The following is a 25,652-nucleotide window of genomic DNA, read 5'->3' as shown; positions in this document are numbered from 1 at the left end:
ACATACCTTATAGACGATAGGATGGTGGAATGCTTCATGAATATTCAAGAGGCTGGCGAGCTCATCGGCTCAATCCGTAACAATCTCTCAAAGGTTATAGTCGGAAAAGAGGCCGGAGTTGACCTGCTGCTCACAGCGCTGCTGGCCAACGGCCACGTGCTGCTGGAGGATGTGCCCGGTACGGGGAAAACCCTGCTGGCCAAAACTCTGGCCCGTTCCCTGGACTGCCCGTTCAAACGGATCCAGTTCACCCCGGATTTATTGCCCTCCGATCTGAGCGGCATCAATTATTATAATCAGAAGACCGGTGAGTTCGAATTCCGTCCGGGTCCGGTATTTGCCAGCATTCTTCTGGCGGACGAGATCAACCGTGCTACCCCGCGGACACAGTCCAGCCTGCTGGAATGCATGGAGGAGCGCCAGATTACCATCGACGGTGTGACCCATGGGCTGGAAGCGCCCTTTCTGGTAATTGCAACACAGAACCCGGTTGACAGCCAGGGAACCTTCCCGCTTCCGGAAGCCCAGCTGGACCGGTTCCTGCTGCGGATAACGACCGGATATCCGGCTTTTGAGGAAGGGGTAAAGATTCTGCAGCGTTTCCGCCTGGACAACCCGCTGGATGACACGGCTGCAGTAGCGGATGCGAAGCAGATTCAGGAGGCACAGCGTCTGGCGGCAGCAGTGAACATCAGCGACGATCTGCTGGCCTACCTGATGCAGATTGTGGAAGCAACCCGCAAGGCGCCGGCCGTCAAGCTCGGTGCCAGCCCGCGTGCAGGCTTCGCTCTGCTGCGTGCATCCCAGGGCTATGCCTTGATCCAGGGCAGGGATTATGTAATCCCTGATGATATTAAGGCAGTGGCCGGGCCGGTGCTTGCACACCGGCTGGTACTTCAGCGCGGCCCGGGCGCGCGGGAGGGTCAGGCTGCTGAAACGGTGCAGCAAATCCTGCGCGAAGTGGAGGTTCCGGCTGAACCGGTCCCGGCGGCAAGAGGCGGAAGGGGAGCGTAGCCCATGTCCCTTCCCTGGTTTATTATCAGCACACTTTCGCTGCTGGTGATTGTCTCTGTGATTTACCAGCGTAATGCGCTAAAAAAACTCAGCTATTCCCGTTATTTCTCTGTTTCTGCCGTCTATCAGGGTGAGCAGATAGAGATGGTAGAGGAGATTGTCAACCGCAAGCTGCTGCCGCTCCCCTGGCTGAGGCTGGAATCCAGCATTGCCCGGGGGCTTGAATTCGGCAGCCAGGACAATCTTGGTGTCAGCAGCGGCGAGATTTACCAGAACCATATCAGCCTGTTCTATCTGCGGTCATACCGGCACATCAGCGCCGGCATCAGATCCGCTGTACGCAGCGGGGCCTGTTCCGCCTGGAATCGGTAACGATGACGACCGGTGATCTGTTCGGAATGAGCCGGAACAGCAAGCAGTTCCCGCTGCAGCTGGAGCTGCTTGTCTATCCTCTGATGATGGATATCTACGAGCTGCCGCTGCCTGTCCACAGCTGGCTTGGAGAGCTTCCTGTCAAACGCTGGATTGTGGAGGACCCGTTCCTGACCGCAGGCACCCGGGAATACAGGCCGGGCGACTCGCTCGGCGCCATGAACTGGAAAGCCACCGCCCGGACCGGAATGATGCAGGTGCATCAAAAGGATCACACTGCCGATGTCAGACTGATCATTTGCTTGAACGTGGAGAACAGTGATAACATGTGGCGCAATATTACAGATACGGAGCGGATTGAGCTGGGGATCCGTTACGCGGCAACAGTGGCGGAGTATGCAGACGGACACGGCCTTGAAATCGGATTAATGTCCAATGGAAGACTGGATGGTGAGCCGGATGCCGTGAACGCCGCCAAGGCGGGAAGCCTACTGGAGGTGCTTGGCCTGCTTGCACGCCTGCAGCTGGACCGCACCCTGCCAATGTCGCGGCTCTTGGAGCTTGAGGCCGAGAACAGCCCGACTGATAACGATTACCTGATTATCAGCTGCCACCGCGGAGCCGAGCTTATGCATGCGGCTGAGGAACTGCGGCTGCTCGGCAATGGTGTGGCCTGGCTGGATATTCCCGGAGAAGGAAGGGACAGCGCATGAGCAGCGGATTCGGCAAGCGGCTGAAGTTTTCTCTTGGGTTGTGGATGGCGTGTCTAATTGAGGGGTTACTGTTTCTCCCGCTATGGATTTTCCTTGAAGTTTATCTGCAGCCAGGGCAGGCTCCGTTTCCGTGGTATTTGATTCTGCCTGTATTATCCCTGTCAGGGGTGTTATTGCGGCATATGGTCAATCGCAGGTGGATGCAGATTCTTGCTTCACTGCCGCTTGGAGCTGCTGCCGGATTTATTCTGGGGGGAGCAGAATTTAATACATTACCGATTATGCTGGTCTGCGCCTTGTTCGCCTATCTGGGAATGAATGCGGCAGACCGCGGACTTGGAATAAAGACTTATGCCATTGGTCTTATGATGTATTTCGCAGCGGTTATTATATATGCAAGGGTTCCCGAGCTTCAGCATAGCCTGACTCTGCTGACCTGGTGCGGCTGCGGGTGTCTTATCCTTGCTCTGCTGAATTCCAACCTCAATTTTATGCGCTACAATTCCTTCGCAGCCGGAACTGAACGGCTGCCCTTCGGGATGAAGCGGTATAACCGGCTGTCCCTGGTGCTGTTTGTTGCCGCAGCAGCCTTACTTGCATCAGGTGCGCTCAAGGTCATTGCAACCCTGCTAATGGGCGTGTTCTACCTGATATTCGGTTTACTGTCCAGGCTGTTCTCGAAATCAGAAGAAGTACCCATCAGAAGGCAGGACATGCCGGCAACCCAGGAATTCCTTCAGACCGAAATTAAAGAGCCGGGACTGTTGTCTGCGATTCTTGATGTGGTGTTTTATGGACTTGCGGCGGTTATTGCGCTTGCAGTACTCTATTTTGGCGCGCGATGGCTGTACAGAAACAGCAGCGGCATCTTCCGCCGTGCAGTTGATTCTATCCTGTCTATACTGCGGAGGGAGAACGCCCGGGAACAGACCGGGTTCAAGGATGAAGAGGAGAGCATATTTGCCTGGGAGCAGACCATGGACAGCCTCCGGAAGTTTGTAAAAAACCGGCTGAAGCTGGGGGGGAGGAGCGACCGCTGGGAGGCTATGGACGGCAGTAATGAGCGTGTACGCTGGCTCTACCGCCACTGGCTGAATGCCAGAGCGGCCGAAGGCTACAGGATCAAGAGCCATCTGACCCCCCGGGAGACGGGAGCGGATGTGGCGGAATGGTCCGGGGACCGGAAGCAGGCCCGTAAGGGGGAACGCAGCGATAGTGAAGTACAGGCTGCAGAATTGCTGCAATTGTATAATGAGGCCAGATACGGACAATCTCCGGCTTCGGTTTCCGGCAAGGAGTCCGGGCAGCTGGACCAGCTCAAAAAGCAGCTGAAGCTCTAAAAGCCCCGGAGAGGCATTGAGCGCTTCCGGGGCAGAGGGCTTTCGATTAAACCGGGATCAGAACAGCAGCCTGAGCAGCATCAGCGCCAATACACCGGTTAGGACGGTGCCCAGCAGGCTGCGGGTTTTGATGGCAACCCAGAAAGCCGGCAGGGCGGCGATCAGCTCCACATTCGTGTTCAGAGCCGAGAACTTTCCGCCGTCGATGAACAGCTCCTGGGCAACCAGTGCGGACATGACGGCGATAGGCATGTAATTCAGCCAGCGCATTCCCCATTCGGGGATGCTTATCCGGCTGAGCAGCATCAGCGGGAGCACCCGCGGTATAAAAGTAACCAGCGCCGCCCCCAGTATAATGAGGAATATATCAGGTCTTACTTCCATTTTTCCATCACAGCTCCTATCGTTGAGGCTATAACCGCTGCGGCAATGACCCCGATACTGGGGGACCAGAGGATGGACAGGCCGACTGCAATAATCATGGCAATGAGGCCGACCGTAATATCAAGGGCATATTTGCTTCTGCTGATAAGCGTAAGCACCAGCAGTCCGATGAACATAGCCGGGAGGGCAAAGTCCAGGCCCCATTCCTCCGGACTCGAAATCCATTGCCCAAGCACTGCACCAGCCAGATTGGCAAGGATCCAGTTCAGATAAGCGGTAATATTCAGGCCGTGCATCCATTTCTCACTGATGGCCTTCTTGCGTGCACTTCTCTGAATTGCTACACCAAAGGTTTCATCCGTCAGCAGTGTGCCGATCAGCAGATTGCGCAGCGGTGTCAGATGGCGGAAGTAAGGCGAGAGGGCTGCACTGAGCAGCAGATGCCGGAGATTGACCAGCAGGATGGTAATAATAATGCTGGTCGCCGTGCTGCCGGCAGCAATCATTCCGGCAGCGATAAACTGGGCGGACCCGGCGTACAGGATAATGGAAATCAAGGCGATTTCGGCCAGAGAGAGTCCGGCGGTTTTCTCGACAACACCGGCGGCAAAGCCGATGCTCAGATAACCCAGCAGAGTAGGGATACAATCTTTGACTCCCTGGAGGAAGCTTTCTTCGTTGTCGTCAGGAGCTACAGCAAGTTCCGCCTGTGCGGGTTCGGTTTTCATGAGAGCGGCCTCCTTTCATCCTGTCTTTATTTAACGCATTGCAGGAAAAACGCATTATCTTAATATCTTATAAATTTCGCTGATTGGCAAGGGGAATCTTCATGGGCGATTTACTATAAGTATAAAAAGGTCCCGCCGCAAAGTATCATGCGGACGGGACCTTTTGTATATTCGCTGGATCTGCAGCTTATGGAGTCTGCAGCTATCATGGGATCTGTAGCTAACTGTAAATTCGCCTGTTTAGCTGCACCGGATACAATATACTGATCTGCTCAAGGATGGGAAGTGCTATTCGGGGGATACGTGGCTTTCTAAATATAATCTATATAGATTGAACTGGAAAATTAAAGTTAGGGGAAGAGTGGCGGAGGGGAATTTTGGAACTGGAGGAGCGGTAGCGTCCGCCTTTGTCTGCGGATTTCCACCGCGAACAGCGGTATAAATCAAGAAATCTGCAGGCGGGCAGCGGCCGGAAGTCCAAACATTCTCTGGAGTCACGGTTAATCCCAAAACAAAAAAATCATTAGTTCAATTTATATAAGTGGTAATTCGTCATCTATTTCCTTGAAAAATGACCGGGAAGGAAGGGCTAATTGGAAAAACGACACTTATTTTAGCTATTTTCGAACCTAAGGGGACATTTCGGGCTAACTAAGTGCTGATTTTCCAACTAAACATTTGAAACGCTGAGATTTGATGAATTTAGGTGTTGAAAATCCAACTAAATGTTGGAGCCTAAATGTGGGAATAACTGTCCAGCGTAAATGAGGAAGACACTGTGAAGCCTAAATGTGAAGGCCTCTCAGCCACAGTGCGATTTAAAGTAAAGGGTACTGTGCTGAGCGGTTCATTATTTTGTTCTAATGTTGCAGTTGATTGGCTCTAAGTTACAGCTGTCCAGTCTGGAGATCCGTTTATTGCAGCACCAGGACGCCAAATCCGTCCATAATGAACTTACCTTCCAGCGTTCGGCCGGTCAGTAAATCTGTACGGGCCTCCTTGAGCAGAATTTCCACAGGCAGCTCGTTATAGTTGAGCAGGAAGGTCAGGCTGGCTGACTCGCTGCTGCGGACCTGCAGCTCCACCTCGGTCGGCAGCTCCAGCCATCCGGCAGCAGGAGAGGCAAGCTCCAGGCTGTCTATAATTCTAACAGCTGCTTCCTCATTGAATACAGCCCCGTAATACCATACCTCGCCGCGGCCACGTTTGTTCCGTGTAACCGCAGGCTTGCCGGCATAATAATCGCTGGCATAGGTACCCATCACCTCTACCGTATCGGCTTCCACATGCAGAATATCATTGAAGGAATCAGCGCCGGTCAGCTCATCACTTCCATGGGCCCACTTTATTGTTGTCGGAAGGCGTCTGCCTTTGACCATAGTGAATTCTTCAACGGTAATCCCGCACAGCTCCTTGGCTGCTCCCGGGAATGCACGCATATAGCATTGGCCCCGGGAATCCTTATAGCCGGTCCGGCAGCCGAAGATCAGCTTGCCGCCCTGCTGCACGTACGCATCCAGCAGAGCTGCCGTTTCATCAGTCATGATGGCAGGATGCGGATAGACCAGCACTTCATAGCGGGACAATTCCTCAGCGGTTGTCTTGCTTCGTATATACACTATGTCTGTAGGAATGTGCTTATGCTGCAGCGCCTTGAACCACTCTTTGTTGCTCTGCCACATGAACGGCCCGTGCCAGATGTCATATTCGCCGTCCCACTCATTATCGTAATCGCGCAATATGGCAATGGATGCCTTGGCCGTTGTGCCGATAATGCTCTTGCCCGCAGCGCCAAGCTCCTTGCCGATCTCTGCAGCTTCCCGAACTCTGCGGTTCGGCAGATTATGATAATCGTTGATGCCGTGCCAGTAAATCTCATTGCCCATAGTGGCTGTGCGCCAGCGGAAATAGAGTACCATATCGGCGCCGTGGGCAATGGACTGGTATGTCCAAAGCCGCATCTGCCCGGGTTTAGGGGATGGCATATCCATCCGGTTAACCCAGCCGCCCGGACCGGACTGTTGCTCCATGATGCAATAGTTAGGGCTGATCGAACGGACTACCGATAATGATAAGCTCCAGCTGCGGTCAGCAAGCGGATTCCGCTCATTCAGATCATTGGAGATGCTGGAGAACTGCGGGTAGGAATCATAGCTGAAAAAGTCGAGCATTTCATCGCTCAGCTCATGGCTGTCGAGATGACCAAACAAGCCGTTGGTTGTCACCCATTGTCCAGGAGCCTTCTCCCGGAGGATGTCGGCCTGTACCTTGGCAAACGAAATGGCATTGTCGGAGATAAAACGTTTTTCGTCCAGTGCCTGATGCGGATTAGGCTGCCCGTGAACAGGTGTAGGACGCGGCAGGAATACCTGGGACCAGCTGGTATAGCTTTGGTTCCAGAAAACCGCGCCCCAGGCTTCGTTCAGCTTATTCAGCGTGCCATATTTCTGCTGCAGCCATTCACGGAAAGCAGTGTGATCGCTTTCAGAGTAGAATACGTTAATCTCACAATTCAGTTCATTGTCAATCTGCCAGCCGGCAACACCGGGGTGGCTGCTGTAACGCTCGGCCATTTGAGTCACGATCCGGGCACACAGCTCACGGTACTTCGGACTGCTGTAATTATAATGCCGGCGCATGCCATGCTGCAGGGTTACACCTTCTTGAGTTACGTTAAGCACTTCAGGATATTTTTCTGTCAGCCAGGCAGGAGGTGTAGCCGTAGGTGTTCCAAGGATCACCTTGAGTCCATGGCTATGCGCCAGATCAATGGCTCTGTCAAACAGCCCGAATTGAAAGCGGCCTTCCTCCGGTTCGAAGATGGACCAGGCAAACTCGCCCATGCGGACAATGGTAAAGCCTGTCTCTACCATGCGTCGGTAATCGTCATCCCACATCTCCTCCGGCCAGTGCTCCGGATAATAACAAACGCCAAGCTCGAACTTCTGGTCAGCAACAGGTTTCTTCATCATAACCTCCAAATGTAAAAAGATGCTTTATACAATCTATAAATCTATTGTAATAGCCGCACTGAGCTGTCTTATATAACATAATCTTGCTATTATATGATTATATTGCGTGGTGAAGATCCAAAGCAAAAAGGAGAAAGGCAATGATGAAACAACGGGTGCTACCGGCTCCGGCTTATGCCCATTATGTCTGTTATCCGGAATTTATCGGGCATTATAGCGATTTCCCGCAGCATGCGGAGCGCAGGAGCGAAGGGATGCTGAACAGCTACAATCTGCATCTGGTTTTTGACGGTTCGGGGTATGTGTTTCAGAATGGAATTAGGATACCTATGGGTATAGGCAGAGGTTTTCTCTACCCCCGGGGTGCTTATCAGCAGTATGGCTCAGATCCCGTGCTGCCATGGGAAGTGCGCTGGGTTCACTTCAGCACTTCGCTTTCACTGCCATTATTGGAGGAAGCTGACCAATCGCAGGGATACTTTTTCACATTCGACCTGAACGCCGGACTTGAACATCTGTTTGAGGAGATGTACCGCCTCAGTGCAGCCTACGAGACACAGAACGAGCCCCGCTTGTCAGCTGTGCTGTATGAAATTCTTGTCACCCTGCTGCAGAACTCCGAGCCTCTGCACGGATCGGTTCCGCTTGAAATCCGCCATTCGATACGCCGCACGGCTGACATTATCCATAATGAATGTGAGCGGCCGTGGACACTGGAAAGCATGTCACGGCTTGCAGGTTACAGCAGCTATCATTTTCTGCGGCTGTTCCGCTCCACCATGGGGAAGACGCCTAACCGCTATTTAAGCGAATGCCGGCTGGCCAGAGCCAAGCTGCTGCTGGTCTCTACGGAATTTCCTGTTGAGAGAATCGCGCTCCAGAGCGGCTTCCAGCAGTCCAGCTATTTTATCAAAGTATTCAAAGAAGCAGAAGGACTGCCTCCCAGCCAATACCGCCGTTCTTTCCGTTCATAGATTTGGCAGGAGCGAAGGGAAATGTTAACAAACCTTGTTCAATAAACAGCGCTGACCGCGCTGTTTAAGGGCATATTTGCGTATAAAAGGTTACAACGTGACTGGAAGAGTTACAAATTGGATACAAATCCCTGTGTGTTAGCAACTATAATAACTCTAGCAAATATTTCTGGGAGGAAATCAATGAGACAGTTCAGAAAAAGATCGGTTGCCCTTCTCTTGGGTACCTTGACCGTCGCCCAGCTGGCAGGAAGCCTGGCGGTGCCTGCTGTTCAGGCTGCTGGTACGCAAGCGTCAGCTACAGCAGCAGTCAAGATAAGTCCGGTTACAATGTCGGCGGGAGTAACCGCAACAGTTGAAGATGTTAATATTTGGACGCAGTCGGCGGTAATATATTGACCTACACCCTGAAGATTACCAATAACAGCAGCTCGACTGTGAATCTGCAGCGTTACTTTTCACGTGTCGTCACACCGGGCGGTTCCATTATTCCTGGCAATCCGGTAACCGCAGATGCGACGAAGAAAAAGATTGCTGCGAAGAACAGCATGAGTATTACATACTATGTGAATATCGGCCAAACCAAGTCCCTCTCAGGTGTCAAGATCGCCATGTATGTGTGGGACACCAAAAGCAAGGGATACCTCAAGCATACCGGTTCCTTCGCTATTCCGGCAGCGTATACTACAACAGCGGGATTGGGCAAAAGCATCAATACAAAGATGAATGACATCCCGGTCTCGGCCAGCGCCGACTCCCTGCAGCTCTATAAGTACGGAGGCAAAGTATACGCCAAGGTTGGTATCAGCATTACCAATAAAGGCAGCAAAGTACTAGGTGATACAGGCTACTCGGCCTATCTGGTTACAGCAAGCGGAACCTCCTTTGAGCTTGCCCTGAGCAGCTCCCAGACTGGTTATAAGATACAGCCGCAGGAGAAAAGGACTATCTTTTATCTGACCGAAATTCCTGCTTATCTGAATACGGCGAATATGAAGCTGCAGTTTACCCAGAAGGATGAAACACTCAAGCTTGAACTGGCCAAATCTTCCTTCAAACTGCCGGCGGCAACCACTCCGGATCTTGTAGTGGCAAGCGGGGCTGTCAAAAAAATGGTTGTAAACAGCAATACAGTAGATACCAAGCTTACCGGAGCCGCTGTTTATGCAGAGGATGACAAGGCAGTATGGTCATTCCATCTGCAGCTTAAAAATACCGGCAACAAGGCGGTAACAATGCCTGCTTATGAATTGTCAGTCAAATCGGCCAAGGGCACAGCGTTCCCGGTTAATGCCAAGGGCCTCAGCGGTCTTACCCTGAAGCCGCTTGAGACTAAGGTCGTTCCGCTGACTGCTGAAATTCCGCTTCAGGTGGAGCAGTCCTCACTGCAGCTGCAGATGATAGAGGCCGTTACAACCTCTGCCGGTACAGATGCCGGAGGCTCAGGTTCAGGAGCAGGTGAGGCTGCCGTCGATACGTCTGCAAAGCTTGTTTTTCCGGTTGCCTATTTCACCATTCCGTATACCCTGCGGGCCGATGTGCGCAGCGGTCAGGAGTACGGGATTACGAACCAGTACGGAACATTCTCCTACAGCCTGCAGTCGCTGCAGCGTTACCCGTGGAAGGATGATGATATTGTCCTGGCCAAAGTAAGAATTACCAATAACCAGTCCGTTAATCTTACGATTCCTGATCTCAAGGGCGCCCTGAAGCTGGATACCGATAATCTGGCGGCAACAACCGACCTGCTGATGGATAAGGAAGCGGCGGTGCTTGCACCGGGCCAGTATACAGACATCTCCTTGCTGACCAAAATTCCGTATACGGATGAGTTCAACAACGTGCGTGTTAATCTGTCTGTCAAATCGGAAACGGAGAGTATTCCGTTCCTGGACTTCAGCACAACCAGCTTCATAAGCAGTGTGAACCAGCTTAAACGCGGAGACAGCTATGTTATTACAGGTAAAGGCAAAAATGCCGCCGTTCAGGAAAACAAAACGACAGTCTATGAAGGCAGCAATTTCAACATCCTGTACACCGAGGTTCTGATGAGCAGCGCCGAGAAACGGCAGAGCAAGATGGCCCGCCTGCAGGCGTATTTCAAAACAGCTGACGGACAATTCTACGAAGCCAAGGTGAACCAGTCAGACAACCTGGCGACACCGGGCGGCAAGCAGCTGATCACACTGTGGGCCAAGCTGCCCAAAACAGTGGCCACAACAGAAGTTTCAGCTTATCTCGGATCAGGCGTGACTGGCAGCAAGCTGAGTGAAAGCGGGGAACAGCCGACCGGATTTATCAATGTAGCTTCGCTTCCGCTTACTCCAAAGGCGGTTGTACCGGCAGCCAATCTGCAGAATATTGTCCTTTATCCTTATACATTAAATGTGCTCAGCTCCGATGGACGCCATGTGGAAGCCAGCGATACGGTTAATCTGAACATCACCTATAACCTGACGCGGGAAAACAGCTATGATGCCGGAGAGTCCGAGCATAAGCTGGTACTGCGGATCACAGATCCGTTCGGCCAATCCCAGGACAAAGTGCTGGCAATTGGTACAGAGCTGCTCGAAGGGAACAACCATACCTATTCTCTGTCCTTCACTAAAAATCTCTATAAGCAGATCACAGGCGGATCGTACAGGCTGACCGTCTATGATGAGTTCCAGGGCGAGCGGCAGGAGCTGGGCAGCCAGCTCTTCACAATGCGGTTTGAACCGCTGCCGAAGCCTGCAGATGACGATAAAGAGACAGAGAAATAAGGATCTATTCCAAGTCCACTAAAGGAGCAGCTTCCATGTTGCGAGTTGAAAATATCAAGCATTCGTTTAAAACCGGCAATGAATGGACAACGGTTCTGCACGACATCAATTTTACAGTCAACAAAGGTGAGATGGTCGCGCTGCTCGGCAGCTCCGGCTCGGGCAAATCCACCATGCTGAACCTTATGGCCGGGCTGATGAAGCCGACGGAAGGCCATATTTACATTGCCGGCCATGATATCGTCCAGATGGGCGAGAACAAGCTGGCTGAATTCCGCCGCAAGCATATCGGCTTTATCTTTCAGGCTTACGAGCTGATTACAAGCCTTACGGTGCGTGAAAATGTTGAGCTGCCGCTCGTCTTCCAGTCCGTATCCCCCTCGGTCCGCAAGCAAAAGGCGCTGGCGCTGCTGGAGCAGGTCGGCATCCCGGACAAAGCGGACTTGTTCCCTTCTCAGCTCTCCGGCGGCCAGCAGCAGCGGGTCAGTATCGCCCGTTCGCTGATTACCGAGCCCTCCGTTATCTTCGCGGATGAGCCGACCGGGAATCTGGATACCCGGACGGAGGAAGAGATTATTGCCATTCTGCTGAAGCTGAACCAGTCCCTGAAGACAACCTTTATTGTTGTCACACATGAACTGGAGGTTGCAGAGCAGATGCAGCGCACTTTCTCCCTGCGTGACGGCTATCTGATCAACAATCCTCCGGCAGCAGCAGATGCGGAGTCCGCAGAAGGAGGTACGGGATGAAGATCAGGGATATTTCACGGATGGCCTGGGATCAGGTCAAACGGCGCAAGGTGGTCACCGGTCTGTGCATGACAGGGATCTCCATCGGCTGTGCAGCCATCATTGTGGCGCTCAGCATCGGCCAGTCCGCCCAGACTTATGTAACAGATGAAGTGAACCGGAATTTCAAAATGGATGAAATCACCGTTACTCCGGGCGGCGGTATTCCCTCCCAGGGCGGTGGCAGCGGAGGGGCTACACAGAACAATGAAAACCTTGACCCCGGCAAGCTCACGGCCCAAAAGCTCGAAATTATAAAGAGCCTGAATCATGTTGTGGCAGCCGCCCCCTTTGAAGACGCAGGCTATATGCAGATGCTGACGGTTGATAATAAAATTGCCGATGTTCAAGTTAAAGCAACAGACCTGCGGACGCTTAAGGAGTTCGGCTTTAAGTTCAAGCAGGGCGGTGTTACTGATCTTCCAGGCATGGTAGTGCTTAATTATGGCGCGACACTCGGTCTTATCGACAACGAGACCCGGCAGAAGCTGTATGAGCAGATGGGGGCTGACCCGTTCAATTCGGACCTCATGAACCAGTACAACAGCTTGTCTGTGCTTCCTTCAGAGATGTACAGGCAGCAGGTTCAGCTTCAGGCCACAGATTATTCAACCACTGAAGGTAAAGTCAAGCTCAGTTCGGCGCTTCAGGTAGGCGGTATCCTGGCTACGGCGGAAGGAACAGATGACCTGCGGGCCTCTTACGAAAAGATCATGTACGTATCGCTTGAAACAGCTGCCCAGCTGACCGAGCAATTGTCTTTCGGCAATAATAACGGCATGACACCGAATGTAGAAGAGAACAGCTACAAAACCGTTACGGTAAAGGTGGACAGTACAGACAACATCAAATCAGTGGAAGCCATGATCCAGAAGCTGAATCTGAATGCCATGGATAATCTGTATCAGCAGGAGATGCTCAAGGAGCAGTTCGATATGATAAAAATGGCTGCTCTCGGCATCGGTGTATTCATTCTGGTGATCGCGTCAATCTCCATCATTGTAGCCATGACGATGTCCACGCATCAGCGCAGACGGCAGATCGGCATTATGAAGGTGCTGGGCGCCAACATGGGGCAAATCCGCAACATGTTCATTACGGAAGCGGCACTGCTCGGACTTCTCGGGGGACTGCTGGGTGTGCTGTTCTCGTATCTGATTATCATGGGGCTTAATAAGCTGGTTGGTACAGCAGGTGACAGCCTGAACTTCTTTATCCCGTTAACGACCATTCCGGTAGGACTGGCCTTTGCAATAATGACGGGCGTACTGTCAGGGATTTACCCGGCAATCAGTGCATCCAGAACCGACGCGCTTACAGCGATTAAACGGGATTAGCGGTTAGCATAAGCTATAGTTAATGTATTTCAAGCTGAAAGGAAGCCCACAATGAAAAGAATAATCAAGCGGAGCCTGAAATGGATTATTATCGCAGTAATCATTATAGGCGCAGGATATATGCTGTACGGCAAAATGTTTAAGGCCGAGGAAGCGGAAATCGTGATGGAGCCGCCGCAGGTGATCAGCTTCCCGGTGACCCAGGAAACAATGACCAGCTCTGTTCAGGTCAAGGGGAAATCCCAGTACCAGGAGGAGACGCTGGTTTATGCACCGTTTGCCTCCAAGGTAACCGGGTGGAAGGTGGAGAACGGCGGGCAGGTCAAGAAGGGGGATGTGCTGTTTACTCTGGACCAGTCTACACTCAAGAATGAAATTGCCCAGACGGAGGCGGCGATCCGCAAGGCTGAGCTTGAGGCGGAGCTAAACGCTTTTGTCAGCCAGCAGGAGGATGAGAGTGCAGCTCCAATCGGTACGGAGGCAGAACGTCTCAAGGCACTGGCTGCCGAGGAGGCGGCCCGGCTGAATGACGAGCTGAATCAGGTCAACGCAGAAATCCAGCAGCAGGAGCTCAAGGATAAGAAGGCTAAGCTGAACACTGCCGTTTATCATGCGCCGGCTACAGGGATTTTCCTGTATGACAGCAGCACTGAACGGCCGCAGACGGTGACAGACAACCAGTATATCGGCAAAATCGTCGATCTGAACAAGCTGGAGTTCATTGCTTCAGTCGGGGAGCAGGACATTTTCAAGATCAAGCAGGGTATGAAAGTTAATGTGAAAATGACGGCGATGAAGGATCTGATTCTGAGCGGAGAAGTGACGGAGGTCTCCAAGTTTGCGACCAACACGACCGGACAGAATTCGGCCGGACAGGTTCCGCAATTTGATGTGGTCATATCGCTGCAGCCTGACGAGCATCTGATCGGCGGGTTAAGCCTGAGCGGAGATATCGAGACCTCGCGCCGGGAGAATGCGGTGGTGGTATCCAGCATGGCAGTAATACATGAAGGCGAACAGAGCTTTGTTATGCTGGATAAAGGTGACGGGGTTTATGAACGCCAGGAGATCAAGATCGGGCTGGAGACTTCGGATAAAACGGAGGTTCTAAGCGGGCTGAAGGCCGGAGATACGGTCGTTCTGCAATAGATTCCAATACAAAAGGGAGCTGCGGCTGTTGATGCCGCAGCTCCCTTTGTTGTTATTTGCTTATGCTTTACCGGACTTACTTTGCCAACGTCTTGCGCCATGCCTTGATATCACTGTTCAGTTCAGTCAGATCGGGGACGGCAACTGGCTTATCAGTCAGCTTATATTTTTCTTTGAGCGCCAGAATACGGTACACGCTTTCGTCGATCCGTGATTCCGGGATCACTCCGCTGCGGACACTCTCCAGCAGTGCGGCCCGCACCTTCCGTTCATTGGAATATTCGTGTGCAATCAGCAGGATGTCACTGCCGGCAAGGACAGTATCTACTGCTGCCGCAGGCAGCGTATAGTGATCCGTAATGGCGCCCATTGTCAGATCGTCCGTAATGACAACCCCGCCGAAGCCCATCTGCTCCCGGAGCAGGCCGCCGATAATCTCAGCAGAGAGGGAGGCTGGCTTGTCCGGATCAAGCTGCGGATAAAGAATATGGGCTACCATTACGGCATCCGCTCCTTCCTTGACCGCAGCCTGAAACGGCAGCCATTCCAGCTTGGCTAGCCCTGCGACGCTTTTGTTCACGACGGGCAGCTCAAGGTGAGAGTCCACAGAGGTATCGCCATGACCTGGAAAATGCTTAATAACAGGAATGGCGCCTTCAGATGCAAGACCCTTCATCTCGGCAATGCCAAGCCGTGAGACAAGCTCGGCATTATTCCCGAAGGAACGCTCACCGATGACCGGATTATCAGGATTGCTGTTGATGTCCAGCACAGGGGCAAAATTCATATTAAAGCCGGATGACAGGACTTCCCTTGCCAGCAGACTGCCCATCTCCGCGGCACTTTCCGTTTTGTTTACGGCTCCGACCTTGCTGTTAGCCGGAATAGCAGCATATTCTTCAGGCATCCGGCTCACCTTGCCGCCTTCCTGATCGACGCTCATGAACAGCGGCACTTTGTTTGCGCTATTGCTCTGCTTCAGTGCGTTGATCAGGGAGATCATGCTTTTAAGGCTGCTGATATTGTCTTTATAGAGGATGATTCCGCCGATCTCGTCTTCCGCAATCATCCGCTTGGCTTCACTGTCCAGCCTGGTACCATCAATACCGGCCAGAAGCATTTGTCCGATTTTTTGCTCCAGCGTCATTCCGGCAATCTGCGTTACAAGATTGTCATTGCCGCTGTCATACGCGGGCGGAGAAAGTGAAGGAGCTGCTGACGGTGTTACAGAGGGCTCAGGGGCGGCAGGCTGCGGTGTAGGGGACTTGGCAGGCGCTGACCCGCCGCCGGCAGCTGCTCCGGGTGAGACAGGAGCGGCAGACGCTTGTGACGGCGGAGGGCCGTCCGCTGCGCTGTTACCCGTACTGCAGCCGGTTAGCAGCATCAAGGTTATAGCTGTAATTATCGAGGTGTATCGGCCGGTATTAATCATATAAGGGGCCTTCCTTTCGTTTGCAGATTCACATCCCGGGATGATAAGATGTATGGGAATAAGCAGTACATAGGCTTAACAAGCAATTCATTTTACAAGGATGAGGTGACGTGTTCATGAAGGAAGATTTGATGAAGACACTTAATGAACAGATGAATTTTGAGTTCTATTCCGCTCATGTCTATCTGGCAATGGCTGCATATTGTTCCGGTGAGAGCCTGGACGGCTTCGCTAATTTTTTCCTGGTACAGGCAGAGGAGGAACGGTTCCATGCCATGAAGATCTACAAATTCCTCAATGACCGTGATTACCGCGCCACACTGGCAGCAATGCCGGAGCCTAACAACAACTACACCTCCATGCTGGATGCTTTTGAGCATGCCTATGCCCATGAACAGCAGAATACCAAGAAATTCTATCATCTGGCTGACCTGGCGCTGGATGCGCGCGAGCATGCAACCATCTATTTCCTGAAGTGGTTCATTGATGAGCAGGTGGAGGAAGAAGCGCTGTTCAGCAATATTATCGCCAAGCTCAAACGGATTGAGACGGACAGCAACGCCTTCTACATGCTGGATGCGGAATTTGCCGCCCGTTCCTTTACGCCGCCTGCGGAATAAGCTGCAGGACCAGATCATCGCCATACTATAGCCAAATGCGGGATGTATTCTTTAACAGAATACGTCCCGTTTTTTACATATGTAATAGACTCAGTAAAGATGAAAAAGTTACAGTACACCCTTGATTATCGTAATCGCAAGCCAGACTAATCTTTAAAAGTTGAACTAATGCAAAGGTTGTTGCATACAGCAACACACTTCCGGGTATCCAACTCTATTTAGAGAGGTTAACTCTTGCGCCGGCCGGCAACACTGTTTCTCTAGACCCACCCGGATGCCAGCGTGTAGTATGGAACAATACTATTGTTTTGGAGGTTCTTTTGTTTTGAAAAACTACAGCGACATCAAACAAAGTGAAAAAGGGGCCTGGCTCAGTCTGCTGGCATACATAGTGTTATCTGCTGTCAAACTGCTGATCGGGACCTTCTCGGGCTCACAGGCGCTGCTTGCCGACGGGCTTAACAACAGCACCGATATTATTGCATCCATTGCCATTTTGATCGGTCTCAAAATTTCGAGAAGACCCCCGGATTCCAATCACAGCTACGGGCATTTCAGAGCGGAGACGGTTGCCGCACTGATTGCTTCCTTCATCATGATTGCTGTAGGGTTTCAAGTTCTGTACCAGGGCGTGAACAAGTTCATCCAGCCGGTGCTGGAGACGCCTGACCTGATTGCCGCCTGGACCGCAGCCGCGTGTGCCGTGGTCATGATGGTTGTATATCTGTATAACATCAAGCTGGCCCGCAGACTTAACAGTAATGCCATGCAGGCAGTGGCTCAGGATAACCGTTCGGATGCGCTTGTCAGCATGGGCGCTTTTATCGGGATCATCGGATCGCAATTCGGCCTGCCCTGGCTCGATCCTGTAACTGCAGTTATCGTCGGCCTGCTGATCTGCAAAACGGCCTGGGACATCTTCCGTAAAGCTACCCATGACCTGACTGACGGCTTCGATGCAGGGCAACTGGAGCTGATGAAGCAGACGGTGGCGGGGATTGCCGGTGTGGAATCCATCAAAGACATTAAAGCGAGAGTACACGGCAACAACGTGCTGGTTGATACAACGGTACTTGTAAAATCCAGTCTCAATGTCATACAGAGCCACGATATCACGGAAGAGATCGAGGATCAGCTGAAAGGCCGGCACCGGGTTTCTGATGTGCTGGTACATATCGAACCGGTGTGAGTTATAGAATGGTTTAAGCGGAAAGCCTGAGCAATCAGGTTTTTTTGTTTGCCAAAAATAAACATTAGAAGCTTGACTTTACCATTACGCTTGTGCATATAATATCATTATGTTAATAACAATTAAACAATAAGTTATCCGTACGTCTAAAATAGATGAAGGAGCGTTATATGAACAAGCAACCCATAACTGATGCCCAGGGGCAAACAGAGGAACAGTTTCTGCAAAACTATGATGCGGGGGTGTATGAGCGCCCGTCCGTGACCGTGGATATGCTGATTTTTACCGTGATGGAACAGGAGCAGAATAACTACCGGAAGCTGTCCGAGAAGTCACTTCAGCTTCTGCTGATCAAGCGGGGACAGCACCCTTATCTGGGGCAGTGGGCACTGCCGGGAGGCTTCGTTTCCATTAACGAGAGCATTGAGGACGCGGCCAGAAGAGAGCTGTATACAGAGACGAATATCGACAACATCTACATGGAGCAGCTATACACTTGGGGTGATGTGGAGCGTGATCCGCGCATGCGTGTGATCAGCTGCTCCTATATGGCGCTGGTTGACCGGACAACGCTGAATGTGCAGGCAGGCGATGATGCGGCTGATGCCGCCTGGTTCGAGGTAACACATCAATTAATGGCAACAAACCGTACTGAACTGGAACAGGGATATGAGCTGGAGAAAAGATTCCGGATAACGCTGCAAAATGAGCAAACCACACTTACAGGTACTGTCAGCCATACCGAGACTGTCCAAGGGCATGTCCGTAAAGCACACAGCCGGATTATCGAGAGTGAAGGGCTCGCTTTTGATCATCTGCTGATGGTGCAGTATGCTATCGAACGGCTGCGCGGCAAGGTGGAGTATACGGACATTATTTTTAATCTGATGCCGCCGTTGTTTACTCTGTCAGAGCTGCAGCGGGTCTACGAAATTATCCTTGGCAAAGAGCTGCTGGCCGCAGCCTTCCGCAGGAAGATCGCCGACAGTGTGACGGAGACGGATGAATATACCAAAGATGCCGGTCACCGGCCCTCCAGGCTGTACCGGTATAACGTAAATAAAGAATAACCGATCGGGGCTGAGAGTGATGAATAACTCCAATAACGGAAGAAATAAACGTGCATTAGTTGCTCAAGAAACTTTAGATATTATTGCTGCAGGCCATTATATCAACAGATCCGGACAGCAGGCAGATATTGCCGAAGCAGTCAGCGCGGCCATTTCCGGTTCACAGTTATATAGGCCCGCGGAGCTCAAGATGCTGAATGAACGCACAGCACAGCAGCTCCGTAATCACCCTGCGGATAAGCCGAACATCTCAGTAACGGCCGAGTCCACGCTGGAAGCAGCGCAGCGTCTGGTGGAACGGGAAGATCATGAACACATCGTATGCCTGAATTTTGCTTCTGCCAAAAATCCGGGCGGCGGCTTCCTTGGGGGCAGCCAAGCCCAGGAGGAGAGCCTTGCACGTGCATCCGCCCTCTATCCGGCGATCTCTCAAATGAAGGAAATGTACGATTATAACCGCAGCCGCAAATCTTGCTTATATTCCCACTATATGATCCATTCTCCGGGTGTTCCCGTATTCCGCGACAGCCGTGATCTGCTGCTGGATAAGCCTTATACCGTGTCCATGATTACTGCACCTGCTGTTAACGCAGGAGTGGTCAAGGAACGGGACCCGCAGGAAATACCGCTGATTGCCGGGGTGATGCTGGAGCGGATCCGCTATATTCTGGCTGTTGCGGCAGATCAGGGTCACCGTGAGATAGTACTCGGGGCATTTGGCTGCGGCGTGTTCCGCAATGACCCGGCTGAGGTTGCCGGATACTTCCGGCAGGTGCTGGTGGAGGAAGGCTACCGGACGCTTTTTAAACACATCGTATTTGCAATTCTTGACCTGTCACCGGACCAGGCGGCTATTAATGCTTTCCGGCTTAAGCTGCTATAAGGTTAACGGAGGTCTTGAAACAGCTACCTGAAGAATATCAGATAGGTCAAGCGCAAGAGCAGCTCTTGCGCTTTTTTGTATGAAAATGTAAATCCGTGTCTGAAAGTTGTGATGTTGTTCACAGAACCTTTGTCCGGAAAAGTAGAAAATAAGGGGTGTATTTGTCTACTTGGAAAATTTGGAAAAGGGCAAGGTGAGTTATGATCGACTGGAAGGAATCGTACGACATCGGTGTGGAGACAATCGATTGCCAGCACAGACAGCTGCTGAAGAAGCTTAATGAATTTTTTGAGGCATGCACCAATCAGAAGGGCAAAGAACAAATCGAAGAGACACTGAGATTCCTTAAAGAGTATACGCTGGAGCACTTCAGCAGTGAAGAGCAGCTAATGGTGGACATTGACTTCCCTGAGCTGGCGGAGCACCAGAAGACACATGCAGAGTTTGTGCAGACTGTTCTGGAGCTTGAGGAGACGGTGAAGACGAAGGGCGTATCTGTCCTCTCAACAATCAAGTTGAACCGCACATTGACAGACTGGCTGCTTAACCACATCAGCAAATGCGATCAGTTGATCGGCGACTGTATTGCCGCCAAGGGCAAAGCGGTATAAATACATAATTGAACTTGAAGATGCCGTGAGGCATTTTCTTTTTTTATATGCAGCAGATGTCTGGAAAGCATTTTATCAGAGTCAGCGGGCAGAATTTATACCTGGCAAATATTCTGTGTTATGATTTGAATTAGAACGTAACGTATAGAAAAGCTGTACGCTAAAGGAGTGAAATAATGAAAAATTTGCGTATGCTGCTGTCTGGTGCCGTAATGCTGCTGGTGTTGGGACTGGTTAATTTCTACATTGGCTATCATCTCTGGATTTGGCTGAAGGATGTAGTGCCGGGTATCCTGGCAGGTGTGTACTGGACGGTGTTTATGCTTATAGCCTTTGCTTACATGATCGGAATGGTTCCTTGGCCTAAGGCAGTAAAGCCTGCCGCCAGGTTGTTTAAGGTAATCGGCTCTTATTATCTGGCCTGCATGGAATTCGCTGTTATTGTGCTGCCGCTGACCGATCTGCTCTACTGGGTGCTGGGTCTGATGGGCTTTGACCGTAGTGCATTTACAGCCGAAGCCGGGATAACGCTGGTGCTGCTGCTGGCTGTGTTCCTGATCTGGGGCTCGCGCAATGCCTGGAGTACAGTCGTACGGACCCATCCGGTCCGGATCGATAAGTCCATCGGGACCAGTGCACCGCTCACTGTTGCTGTGGCATCCGATCTTCATCTGGGCAACATCGTCGGTAACCGCCATCTGCGCAAAATGGTGGCTGAGATCAACCGGATGGAGCCGGATATTATCCTGCTGGCCGGTGACGTGCTGGACGACAGCATCGAGCCGTTTATCCGAAACGGTATGAGTCTGCAACTGAAGCAGCTCAAGGCACGTTATGGTGTATACGCCGTTCTTGGTAATCACGAGTATTACGGCGGTTCAATAGCCCAGTACACGGAAGTGATGGCAGGCATCGGTATCAGGGTGCTGCAGGATGAAGTGGCTGAAGCAGGCGGTGTATACATTGCCGGACGAAAAGACAAAACAGCAGAGTCGATGCAAGGCGGCAGAATGAGCGTTCAGGCACTGCTTGAGGGGCTTGATCATACGCGTCCGATACTGATGATGGATCATCAGCCGACCGGTTTTGACATTGCCGCGAAGACGGGTGTGGATGTGCTGTTATCCGGTCATACCCACCGAGGCCAGATCGCGCCGAACCACTGGATTACGAGACGCCTGTTCGAACTGGATTGGGGCTATCTGCTCAAAGATAAGCTGCATGTTATCGTGTCATCCGGCTATGGTACCTGGGGACCTCCAATCCGGCTGGCCAGCCGCTCGGAGCTGATCAGGCTGGAGGTGCTGCTTGAAGGCAGCAAGAGCTATCAGGAAGAGCCGCTGTCGGCGAAGACAGTGCTGGTGTAGGGTTCATTTTAAACAGACCCCCTGCAATCTTACGGGAGAGCGGGGGGTTAACCATGTTCAGGGAGTGGATAGATTGAAGTACATTGAGTTTGGCCTCGGAAACCGCTGGCTGATCCGTACTGAGACGGAGCTTGCCGATGGTACTGAATTTGAGGAGCGGGGAATCATTGGGCCGGTAAAGCTGCATTCCGTTTACATAAGATGCTGGGCGGGTAGAACGGTATTTATTTTTGATGTAAGATCAGGTTTCAAAAGAACCCGGAAAAGCCGGAAGGCATTCAAGCTCATCTTCGGCATCAGCAGTTATATGAATTAACACTTTTCTTTTGACAAGGGAGGCAGTTGAACGTATATTAAAGTAGTTAAGGTATTAACTAAATGGAGCTGGTTTCGGTGAAGGATGAATTACACAAGCTTGTGCTGGAGCAGCCGTTCACGACTGAGGCTTTTTTTGCACTGGTAGAAACGACTGCGAGTGCAGTAGCTGTATCGGAAAAATACTGGCAGGCTCATGGACTGAACGGAGCCAGGGTCCGGATTCTGGTGGAGATTGCGAAGCATGGCGGGAGTATGCTGCCTTCCGAATTGGCTGAGAAGATCGGCGTCAGCAAAGCCAATATTACCTTACTGCTCGCACCCTTAGAGAAGGAAAGCTATATCGTCCGTACCGGTCATGCCGAGGACGGCCGTAAGACGGTTATTACGATTACGGAGCAAGGAGAAGCGCTGCTGCTGGAGCATTTGCCGGACAACCGGCTTGCGGTTGCAGAGCGGATGAGCCGGCTCGAAGAGCAGGAGCTTCGTCAGCTGCTGCTGCTGCTGGGCAAGCTGAACCGGGCATAGACCAGGCGGTTATTAAGCCGCTAATGGTTTCCCTGTCTTTTTGTGCAGATAGTTAAGGGGTTAATTAAAATAACTATTATTTTTTGTAGAAGGGAAAGAGAATGAATGACAATAATGATTACCGGGGCAACAGGTCAGCTTGGAAGGATGATTATAACGGAGCTGCTGCAAAAGATACCGGCAGGACAGCTCATTGCAGGTGTGCGCACTCCGGATAAAGCTGCTGAGCTGCAGCAGTCCGGTGTGGAAATACGAATGGCGGATTATGACGTTCCGGAATCGCTTGATTCGGCTTTCCGCAATATCTCACGGCTGCTGTTAATCTCCAGCCCGCATCAGGAAGATGCTGTCCGGCTTGTCCAGCATAAGCGCGTAATTGATGCCGCCCGCAGAGCCGGTGTGGAGCATATCTTTTATACCGGCTTTGCTTTTTCACATCAGGGAAGCCCGGACAATGTTCATACCCTCACAGAGCAGGCAATTGCGGATAGCGGACTAAGATACACTTTTTTGCGTAATGCATTGTATTTGGATTTCGTGAATGTGCTCGGCTTACAGGAGGCAATCAACAGCGGTGTCCTGGTCACACCCCCCGGAGAATGGCGTTTCAACTCGGTTACGCGCCGTGATCTGGCACAGGCAACTGCAGAGGTTCTTCTCAGTAATCAGCATGATCATCCAAGTTATGAATTAACAGCACCGCAGGCCTGGACCTTTCATGATCTGGCTGAGGCGCTCAGCGAATGGGCTGGCAAAACGGTTGTTCACCGTGAAGACCCCGGAATTCGCCACTGGATTTATAACTATCTCGCCGGCATAAACACCGCCTCTACAACAGGCGATCTGGAGAGGTGGATTGGAAAGCCCGTTACTCCGCTCAATAAGAGCATAGCGGATTTTATTTTAGCGGAATAGAGATAGTCATATTTAACAGAGAGAGGATGTCCGGTTGTCATCCGTAAGCATTGTTGCTACGATATAGGACAGCTAGATTTGGATACAGGAGTGGATTGCCGATGAAAAGGATACTGGTTGCCGACGACGATATGAATATCCGCACACTGCTGCGGCATGTACTGCTGCGGGAGGGCTATGCTGTTGCAGAGGCAGAAAACGGGCTTCAGGCGGCGGAACTGATGAAAGCAAGCACCGTGGATCTGGCGGTTGTGGATGTGATGATGCCGCAGATGGACGGACTGGAGCTGTGCCAGTACATACGGGAAACTTATGATATTCCCATTATTCTGCTCACTGCTCGCCAGCAGCTAAGCGACAAGGAGCAGGGGTATCTGCGGGGGACAGATGATTATGTGACCAAGCCATTTGAGCCGGAGGAGCTGCTGTTCCGCATCAAGGCACTGTTCCGCCGGTATTCGATCGCTTCGGATGATAAAATCCGCCTCAACTCCATCCTGATTGACCGTAAAAATTACGAGATCAGTGACGGAAACGAGGTACTGCTGCTGCCGGTAAAAGAGTTCGAGCTGCTCGCACAGCTTGCGCAGTATCCGGGGCGGTTGTTTTCGCGCAGTGAGCTGATTGAGCTGGTCTGGGGAGCGGATTACGAGGGGGATGAGCGGACAGTGGATGTGCACATCAAGCGGCTGCGCCAGCGGTTTGCGGATTACCAGAATGACTTTGTGATCCGGACCGTGCGCGGAATCGGCTACAAAGTGGATATGGTGAACGGATGAAATCCCTTTATATAAGAATGTGCCTGCTGTTCTGTTCCATGATCGTAATGAGCAGTGTGCTTGGCTTCCTTGTTTCCAATCTGTATTATCAGGCCCGGATCAAGCCGCAGAACGATGCCAAGCTTACCAAAATGGCCATCGGTCTCCAGCAGTTCATCCAGGATCATCCGGACAGTGCCGGGGAGTACCTGCTTAGTACGGCTTCGCTCGGCTATAAGCTGTACCTGACCAACGGGGAAGGCGATGAGCGCTTCTATGGTCTGCCTTTCCGGGAAAAGGATCTGCCGGAGGAGAAGCTGGAGCTGGTGCTGGGCGGCGGTGTCTATCATGGAGTCGCTGAGTTTCCGGGCAGCGCGTTTATTACCGGATTTTTCGATAATCAGCTTACCAATACCATCGGCGTTCCGGTCCAATTGAACGGGCTGACCTATGCGCTGTTCATGCGTCCGGATGCGCAGGTGCAGTTTGGCGAGCTGCGGATGTTTTTTGCCATGCTGATCGGGTTCAGCATTCTGTTCAGTTTATGGTTTGTTGTTGTAGCCGTGCTGCATGTCGTTAAACCGATTACCCGGCTTACCGCGGCCACTCAACGAATCTCCAAAGGCAGATATGACATCCGGCTGAATACAAGACGGCGCGATGAGATCGGGCAGCTGGCTTCCCATTTTATGATCATGAGCAGGGAGCTGGAGCGGACCAACCGGGCACGGCAGGAATTCGTCGCCAACGTCTCACATGAGATTGAATCCCCGCTGACCTCGATTCAGGGCTTCGCCCATGCACTTAAAGATACCGGTTTGTCCGGGGAGCAGCGAATGGAGTATCTGGATATTATTGACCAGGAGAGCCGCCGCCTGTCCGTGCTGAGCAAACAGCTGCTGACCCTCTCCTCCTTGGACTATGACGAAAATGCGCTGCAGAAGCAGAAGGTCGATCTCCGGGCACAGCTGCGCCAGGTCATTCAGATTATGGAATGGCGGCTGACCGAACAGGAACTGGCAGTACGACTGCATGTGGAGGAGATTACCCTTACGGCCGATTCCAATCTGCTATACCAGGTGTGGATGAACCTCGTATCCAATGCGGTCAAATATACGCCGGCGGGCGGGACCATTACCATTTCTGCATCGGCGGCTAACGGGGTTTGTACAGTAAAAGTAGCGGACACAGGAGAGGGGATTCCCCCTGCCGAGCTGCCGATGATTTTTGACCGGTTCTATAAAAGGGATAAGGCGCGCACCGCGGGTACTAGCAGCACCGGCCTCGGTCTTTCGATCGCCCAAAAGATTGTCATGGCGCATAACGGCACCATCGAGGTGGAAAGTACCGTTGGCGCAGGTACTGCTTTTACGGTGACACTGCCGCATCTGTAATGGTTTATTCATACTCCGTTCATTTTCGCCCTCTACA

General features: G+C 51.9%; 25 protein-coding genes. 21 read left to right on the top strand and 4 right to left on the bottom strand.

The features are described from left to right. Positions 1-36: 36 nt before the first annotated feature. The 4 genes from AWJ19_RS19020 (at position 37) to AWJ19_RS19010 (ending at position 3,439) form a co-directional block, all read left to right on the top strand. Entirely contained in the window at positions 37-1,014 is a 978-nt protein-coding gene (locus AWJ19_RS19020) for a MoxR family ATPase (RefSeq protein WP_068726110.1), read from the top strand. 3 nt (positions 1,015-1,017) lie between these two features. Next, a complete protein-coding gene (locus AWJ19_RS36775) occupies positions 1,018-1,386 on the top strand; it encodes a hypothetical protein (protein WP_241781806.1) in 369 nt (122 codons plus the stop codon). 2 nt (positions 1,387-1,388) lie between these two features. Next, entirely contained in the window at positions 1,389-2,099 is a 711-nt protein-coding gene (locus AWJ19_RS19015; protein WP_241781805.1) for a DUF58 domain-containing protein, read from the top strand. Between the two features lie 182 nt (positions 2,100-2,281). Next, on the top strand, positions 2,282-3,439 hold the full coding sequence (locus tag AWJ19_RS19010; RefSeq protein ID WP_157890049.1) for a DUF4129 domain-containing protein: 1,158 nt from the start codon (positions 2,282-2,284) through the stop codon (positions 3,437-3,439). 57 nt (positions 3,440-3,496) lie between these two features. On the opposite strand, the gene AWJ19_RS19005 is transcribed toward AWJ19_RS19010, so the two are convergent. The 3 genes from AWJ19_RS19005 to AWJ19_RS18995 form a co-directional block, all read right to left on the bottom strand. Further along, positions 3,497-3,823 carry an AzlD domain-containing protein gene (locus AWJ19_RS19005; protein WP_068726103.1) on the bottom strand — a complete coding sequence of 109 codons (327 nt, stop codon included), beginning with the start codon at positions 3,821-3,823 and terminating at the stop codon, positions 3,497-3,499. Further along, positions 3,814-4,551: an AzlC family ABC transporter permease gene (locus tag AWJ19_RS19000; RefSeq protein ID WP_068726101.1), complete on the bottom strand. Its 738-nt coding sequence runs from the start codon at positions 4,549-4,551 to the stop codon at positions 3,814-3,816. Before AWJ19_RS19000 ends, AWJ19_RS19005 begins: the two co-directional genes overlap by 10 nt. Before the next feature lie 914 nt (positions 4,552-5,465). Then, entirely contained in the window at positions 5,466-7,520 is a 2,055-nt protein-coding gene (locus AWJ19_RS18995) for a beta-galactosidase (RefSeq protein ID WP_068726100.1), read from the bottom strand. Positions 7,521-7,663: 143 nt separating this feature from the next. On the opposite strand from AWJ19_RS18995, the gene AWJ19_RS18990 reads away from it, so the two are divergent. The 6 genes from AWJ19_RS18990 to AWJ19_RS18965 all read left to right on the top strand — a co-directional run bounded on the left by AWJ19_RS18990 (position 7,664) and on the right by AWJ19_RS18965 (position 14,533). Next, positions 7,664-8,497 (top strand): AraC family transcriptional regulator, encoded by an 834-nt coding sequence (locus AWJ19_RS18990; protein WP_068726098.1) that lies wholly within the window; start codon positions 7,664-7,666, stop codon positions 8,495-8,497. Positions 8,498-8,680: 183 nt separating this feature from the next. Beyond that, complete coding sequence (locus AWJ19_RS18985) at positions 8,681-8,896, top strand: hypothetical protein (protein WP_068726097.1); 216 nt, start codon at positions 8,681-8,683, stop codon at positions 8,894-8,896. Beyond that, complete coding sequence (locus AWJ19_RS18980) at positions 8,869-11,259, top strand: hypothetical protein (RefSeq protein ID WP_157890048.1); 2,391 nt, start codon at positions 8,869-8,871, stop codon at positions 11,257-11,259. The genes AWJ19_RS18985 and AWJ19_RS18980 overlap by 28 nt, the downstream gene beginning before the upstream one ends. Before the next feature lie 35 nt (positions 11,260-11,294). Further along, positions 11,295-12,008, top strand: coding sequence for an ABC transporter ATP-binding protein (locus tag AWJ19_RS18975; RefSeq protein WP_068726094.1), 714 nt, complete (start codon positions 11,295-11,297; stop codon positions 12,006-12,008). Beyond that, positions 12,005-13,384 (top strand): FtsX-like permease family protein, encoded by a 1,380-nt coding sequence (locus AWJ19_RS18970; RefSeq protein WP_068726093.1) that lies wholly within the window; start codon positions 12,005-12,007, stop codon positions 13,382-13,384. Before AWJ19_RS18975 ends, AWJ19_RS18970 begins: the two co-directional genes overlap by 4 nt. 51 nt (positions 13,385-13,435) lie before the next feature. Then, on the top strand, positions 13,436-14,533 hold the full coding sequence (locus AWJ19_RS18965) for an efflux RND transporter periplasmic adaptor subunit (protein WP_198536601.1): 1,098 nt from the start codon (positions 13,436-13,438) through the stop codon (positions 14,531-14,533). Positions 14,534-14,609: 76 nt separating this feature from the next. Here the strand turns inward: AWJ19_RS18965 and nagZ are convergent, their stop codons facing one another. Beyond that, positions 14,610-15,965: a beta-N-acetylhexosaminidase gene (nagZ, locus tag AWJ19_RS18960; RefSeq protein WP_068726091.1), complete on the bottom strand. Its 1,356-nt coding sequence runs from the start codon at positions 15,963-15,965 to the stop codon at positions 14,610-14,612. A 116-nt stretch (positions 15,966-16,081) separates the two neighbouring features. Here nagZ and AWJ19_RS18955 point away from each other — a divergent pair, with 116 nt between their 5' ends. From AWJ19_RS18955 to AWJ19_RS18905, 11 genes are all read left to right on the top strand, one after another. Next, the gene (locus AWJ19_RS18955; protein WP_068726194.1) at positions 16,082-16,585 is read left to right on the top strand and encodes a ferritin; all 504 of its coding nucleotides are present in this window, start codon (positions 16,082-16,084) and stop codon (positions 16,583-16,585) included. 325 nt (positions 16,586-16,910) lie between these two features. After that, on the top strand, positions 16,911-17,774 hold the full coding sequence (locus tag AWJ19_RS18950; protein WP_082707993.1) for a cation diffusion facilitator family transporter: 864 nt from the start codon (positions 16,911-16,913) through the stop codon (positions 17,772-17,774). A gap of 170 nt (positions 17,775-17,944) precedes the next feature. Beyond that, on the top strand, positions 17,945-18,844 hold the full coding sequence (locus AWJ19_RS18945) for an NUDIX domain-containing protein (RefSeq protein WP_068726087.1): 900 nt from the start codon (positions 17,945-17,947) through the stop codon (positions 18,842-18,844). A 19-nt stretch (positions 18,845-18,863) separates the two neighbouring features. Then, a complete protein-coding gene (locus AWJ19_RS18940; RefSeq protein WP_068726085.1) occupies positions 18,864-19,727 on the top strand; it encodes a TIGR02452 family protein in 864 nt (287 codons plus the stop codon). 200 nt (positions 19,728-19,927) lie between these two features. After that, on the top strand, positions 19,928-20,338 hold the full coding sequence (locus tag AWJ19_RS18935; protein ID WP_082707992.1) for a hemerythrin family protein: 411 nt from the start codon (positions 19,928-19,930) through the stop codon (positions 20,336-20,338). A 176-nt stretch (positions 20,339-20,514) separates the two neighbouring features. Beyond that, positions 20,515-21,705, top strand: a complete 1,191-nt coding sequence (locus AWJ19_RS18930) for a metallophosphoesterase (RefSeq protein ID WP_068726083.1) — start codon at positions 20,515-20,517, stop codon at positions 21,703-21,705. A 73-nt stretch (positions 21,706-21,778) separates the two neighbouring features. Beyond that, positions 21,779-22,021: a DUF3977 family protein gene (locus AWJ19_RS18925; RefSeq protein WP_068726081.1), complete on the top strand. Its 243-nt coding sequence runs from the start codon at positions 21,779-21,781 to the stop codon at positions 22,019-22,021. A 77-nt stretch (positions 22,022-22,098) separates the two neighbouring features. After that, positions 22,099-22,548 carry a MarR family transcriptional regulator gene (locus tag AWJ19_RS18920; protein ID WP_068726190.1) on the top strand — a complete coding sequence of 150 codons (450 nt, stop codon included), beginning with the start codon at positions 22,099-22,101 and terminating at the stop codon, positions 22,546-22,548. Between the two features lie 105 nt (positions 22,549-22,653). After that, entirely contained in the window at positions 22,654-23,463 is an 810-nt protein-coding gene (locus AWJ19_RS18915) for an SDR family oxidoreductase (protein ID WP_068726079.1), read from the top strand. Between the two features lie 101 nt (positions 23,464-23,564). Then, positions 23,565-24,242, top strand: a complete 678-nt coding sequence (locus AWJ19_RS18910) for a response regulator transcription factor (RefSeq protein WP_068726077.1) — start codon at positions 23,565-23,567, stop codon at positions 24,240-24,242. Further along, the gene (locus tag AWJ19_RS18905; RefSeq protein WP_068726076.1) at positions 24,239-25,615 is read left to right on the top strand and encodes a HAMP domain-containing sensor histidine kinase; all 1,377 of its coding nucleotides are present in this window, start codon (positions 24,239-24,241) and stop codon (positions 25,613-25,615) included. Before AWJ19_RS18910 ends, AWJ19_RS18905 begins: the two co-directional genes overlap by 4 nt. The last annotated feature ends 37 nt before the right edge of the window (positions 25,616-25,652 follow it).

Source organism: Paenibacillus sp. DMB5 (assembly GCF_001517085.1).
Classification (GTDB): Bacteria; Bacillota; Bacilli; order Paenibacillales; family Paenibacillaceae; genus Paenibacillus_AQ.
Note: the sequence above shows the minus strand (reverse complement) of the source record. Positions and strands in the feature narration are given on the sequence as shown.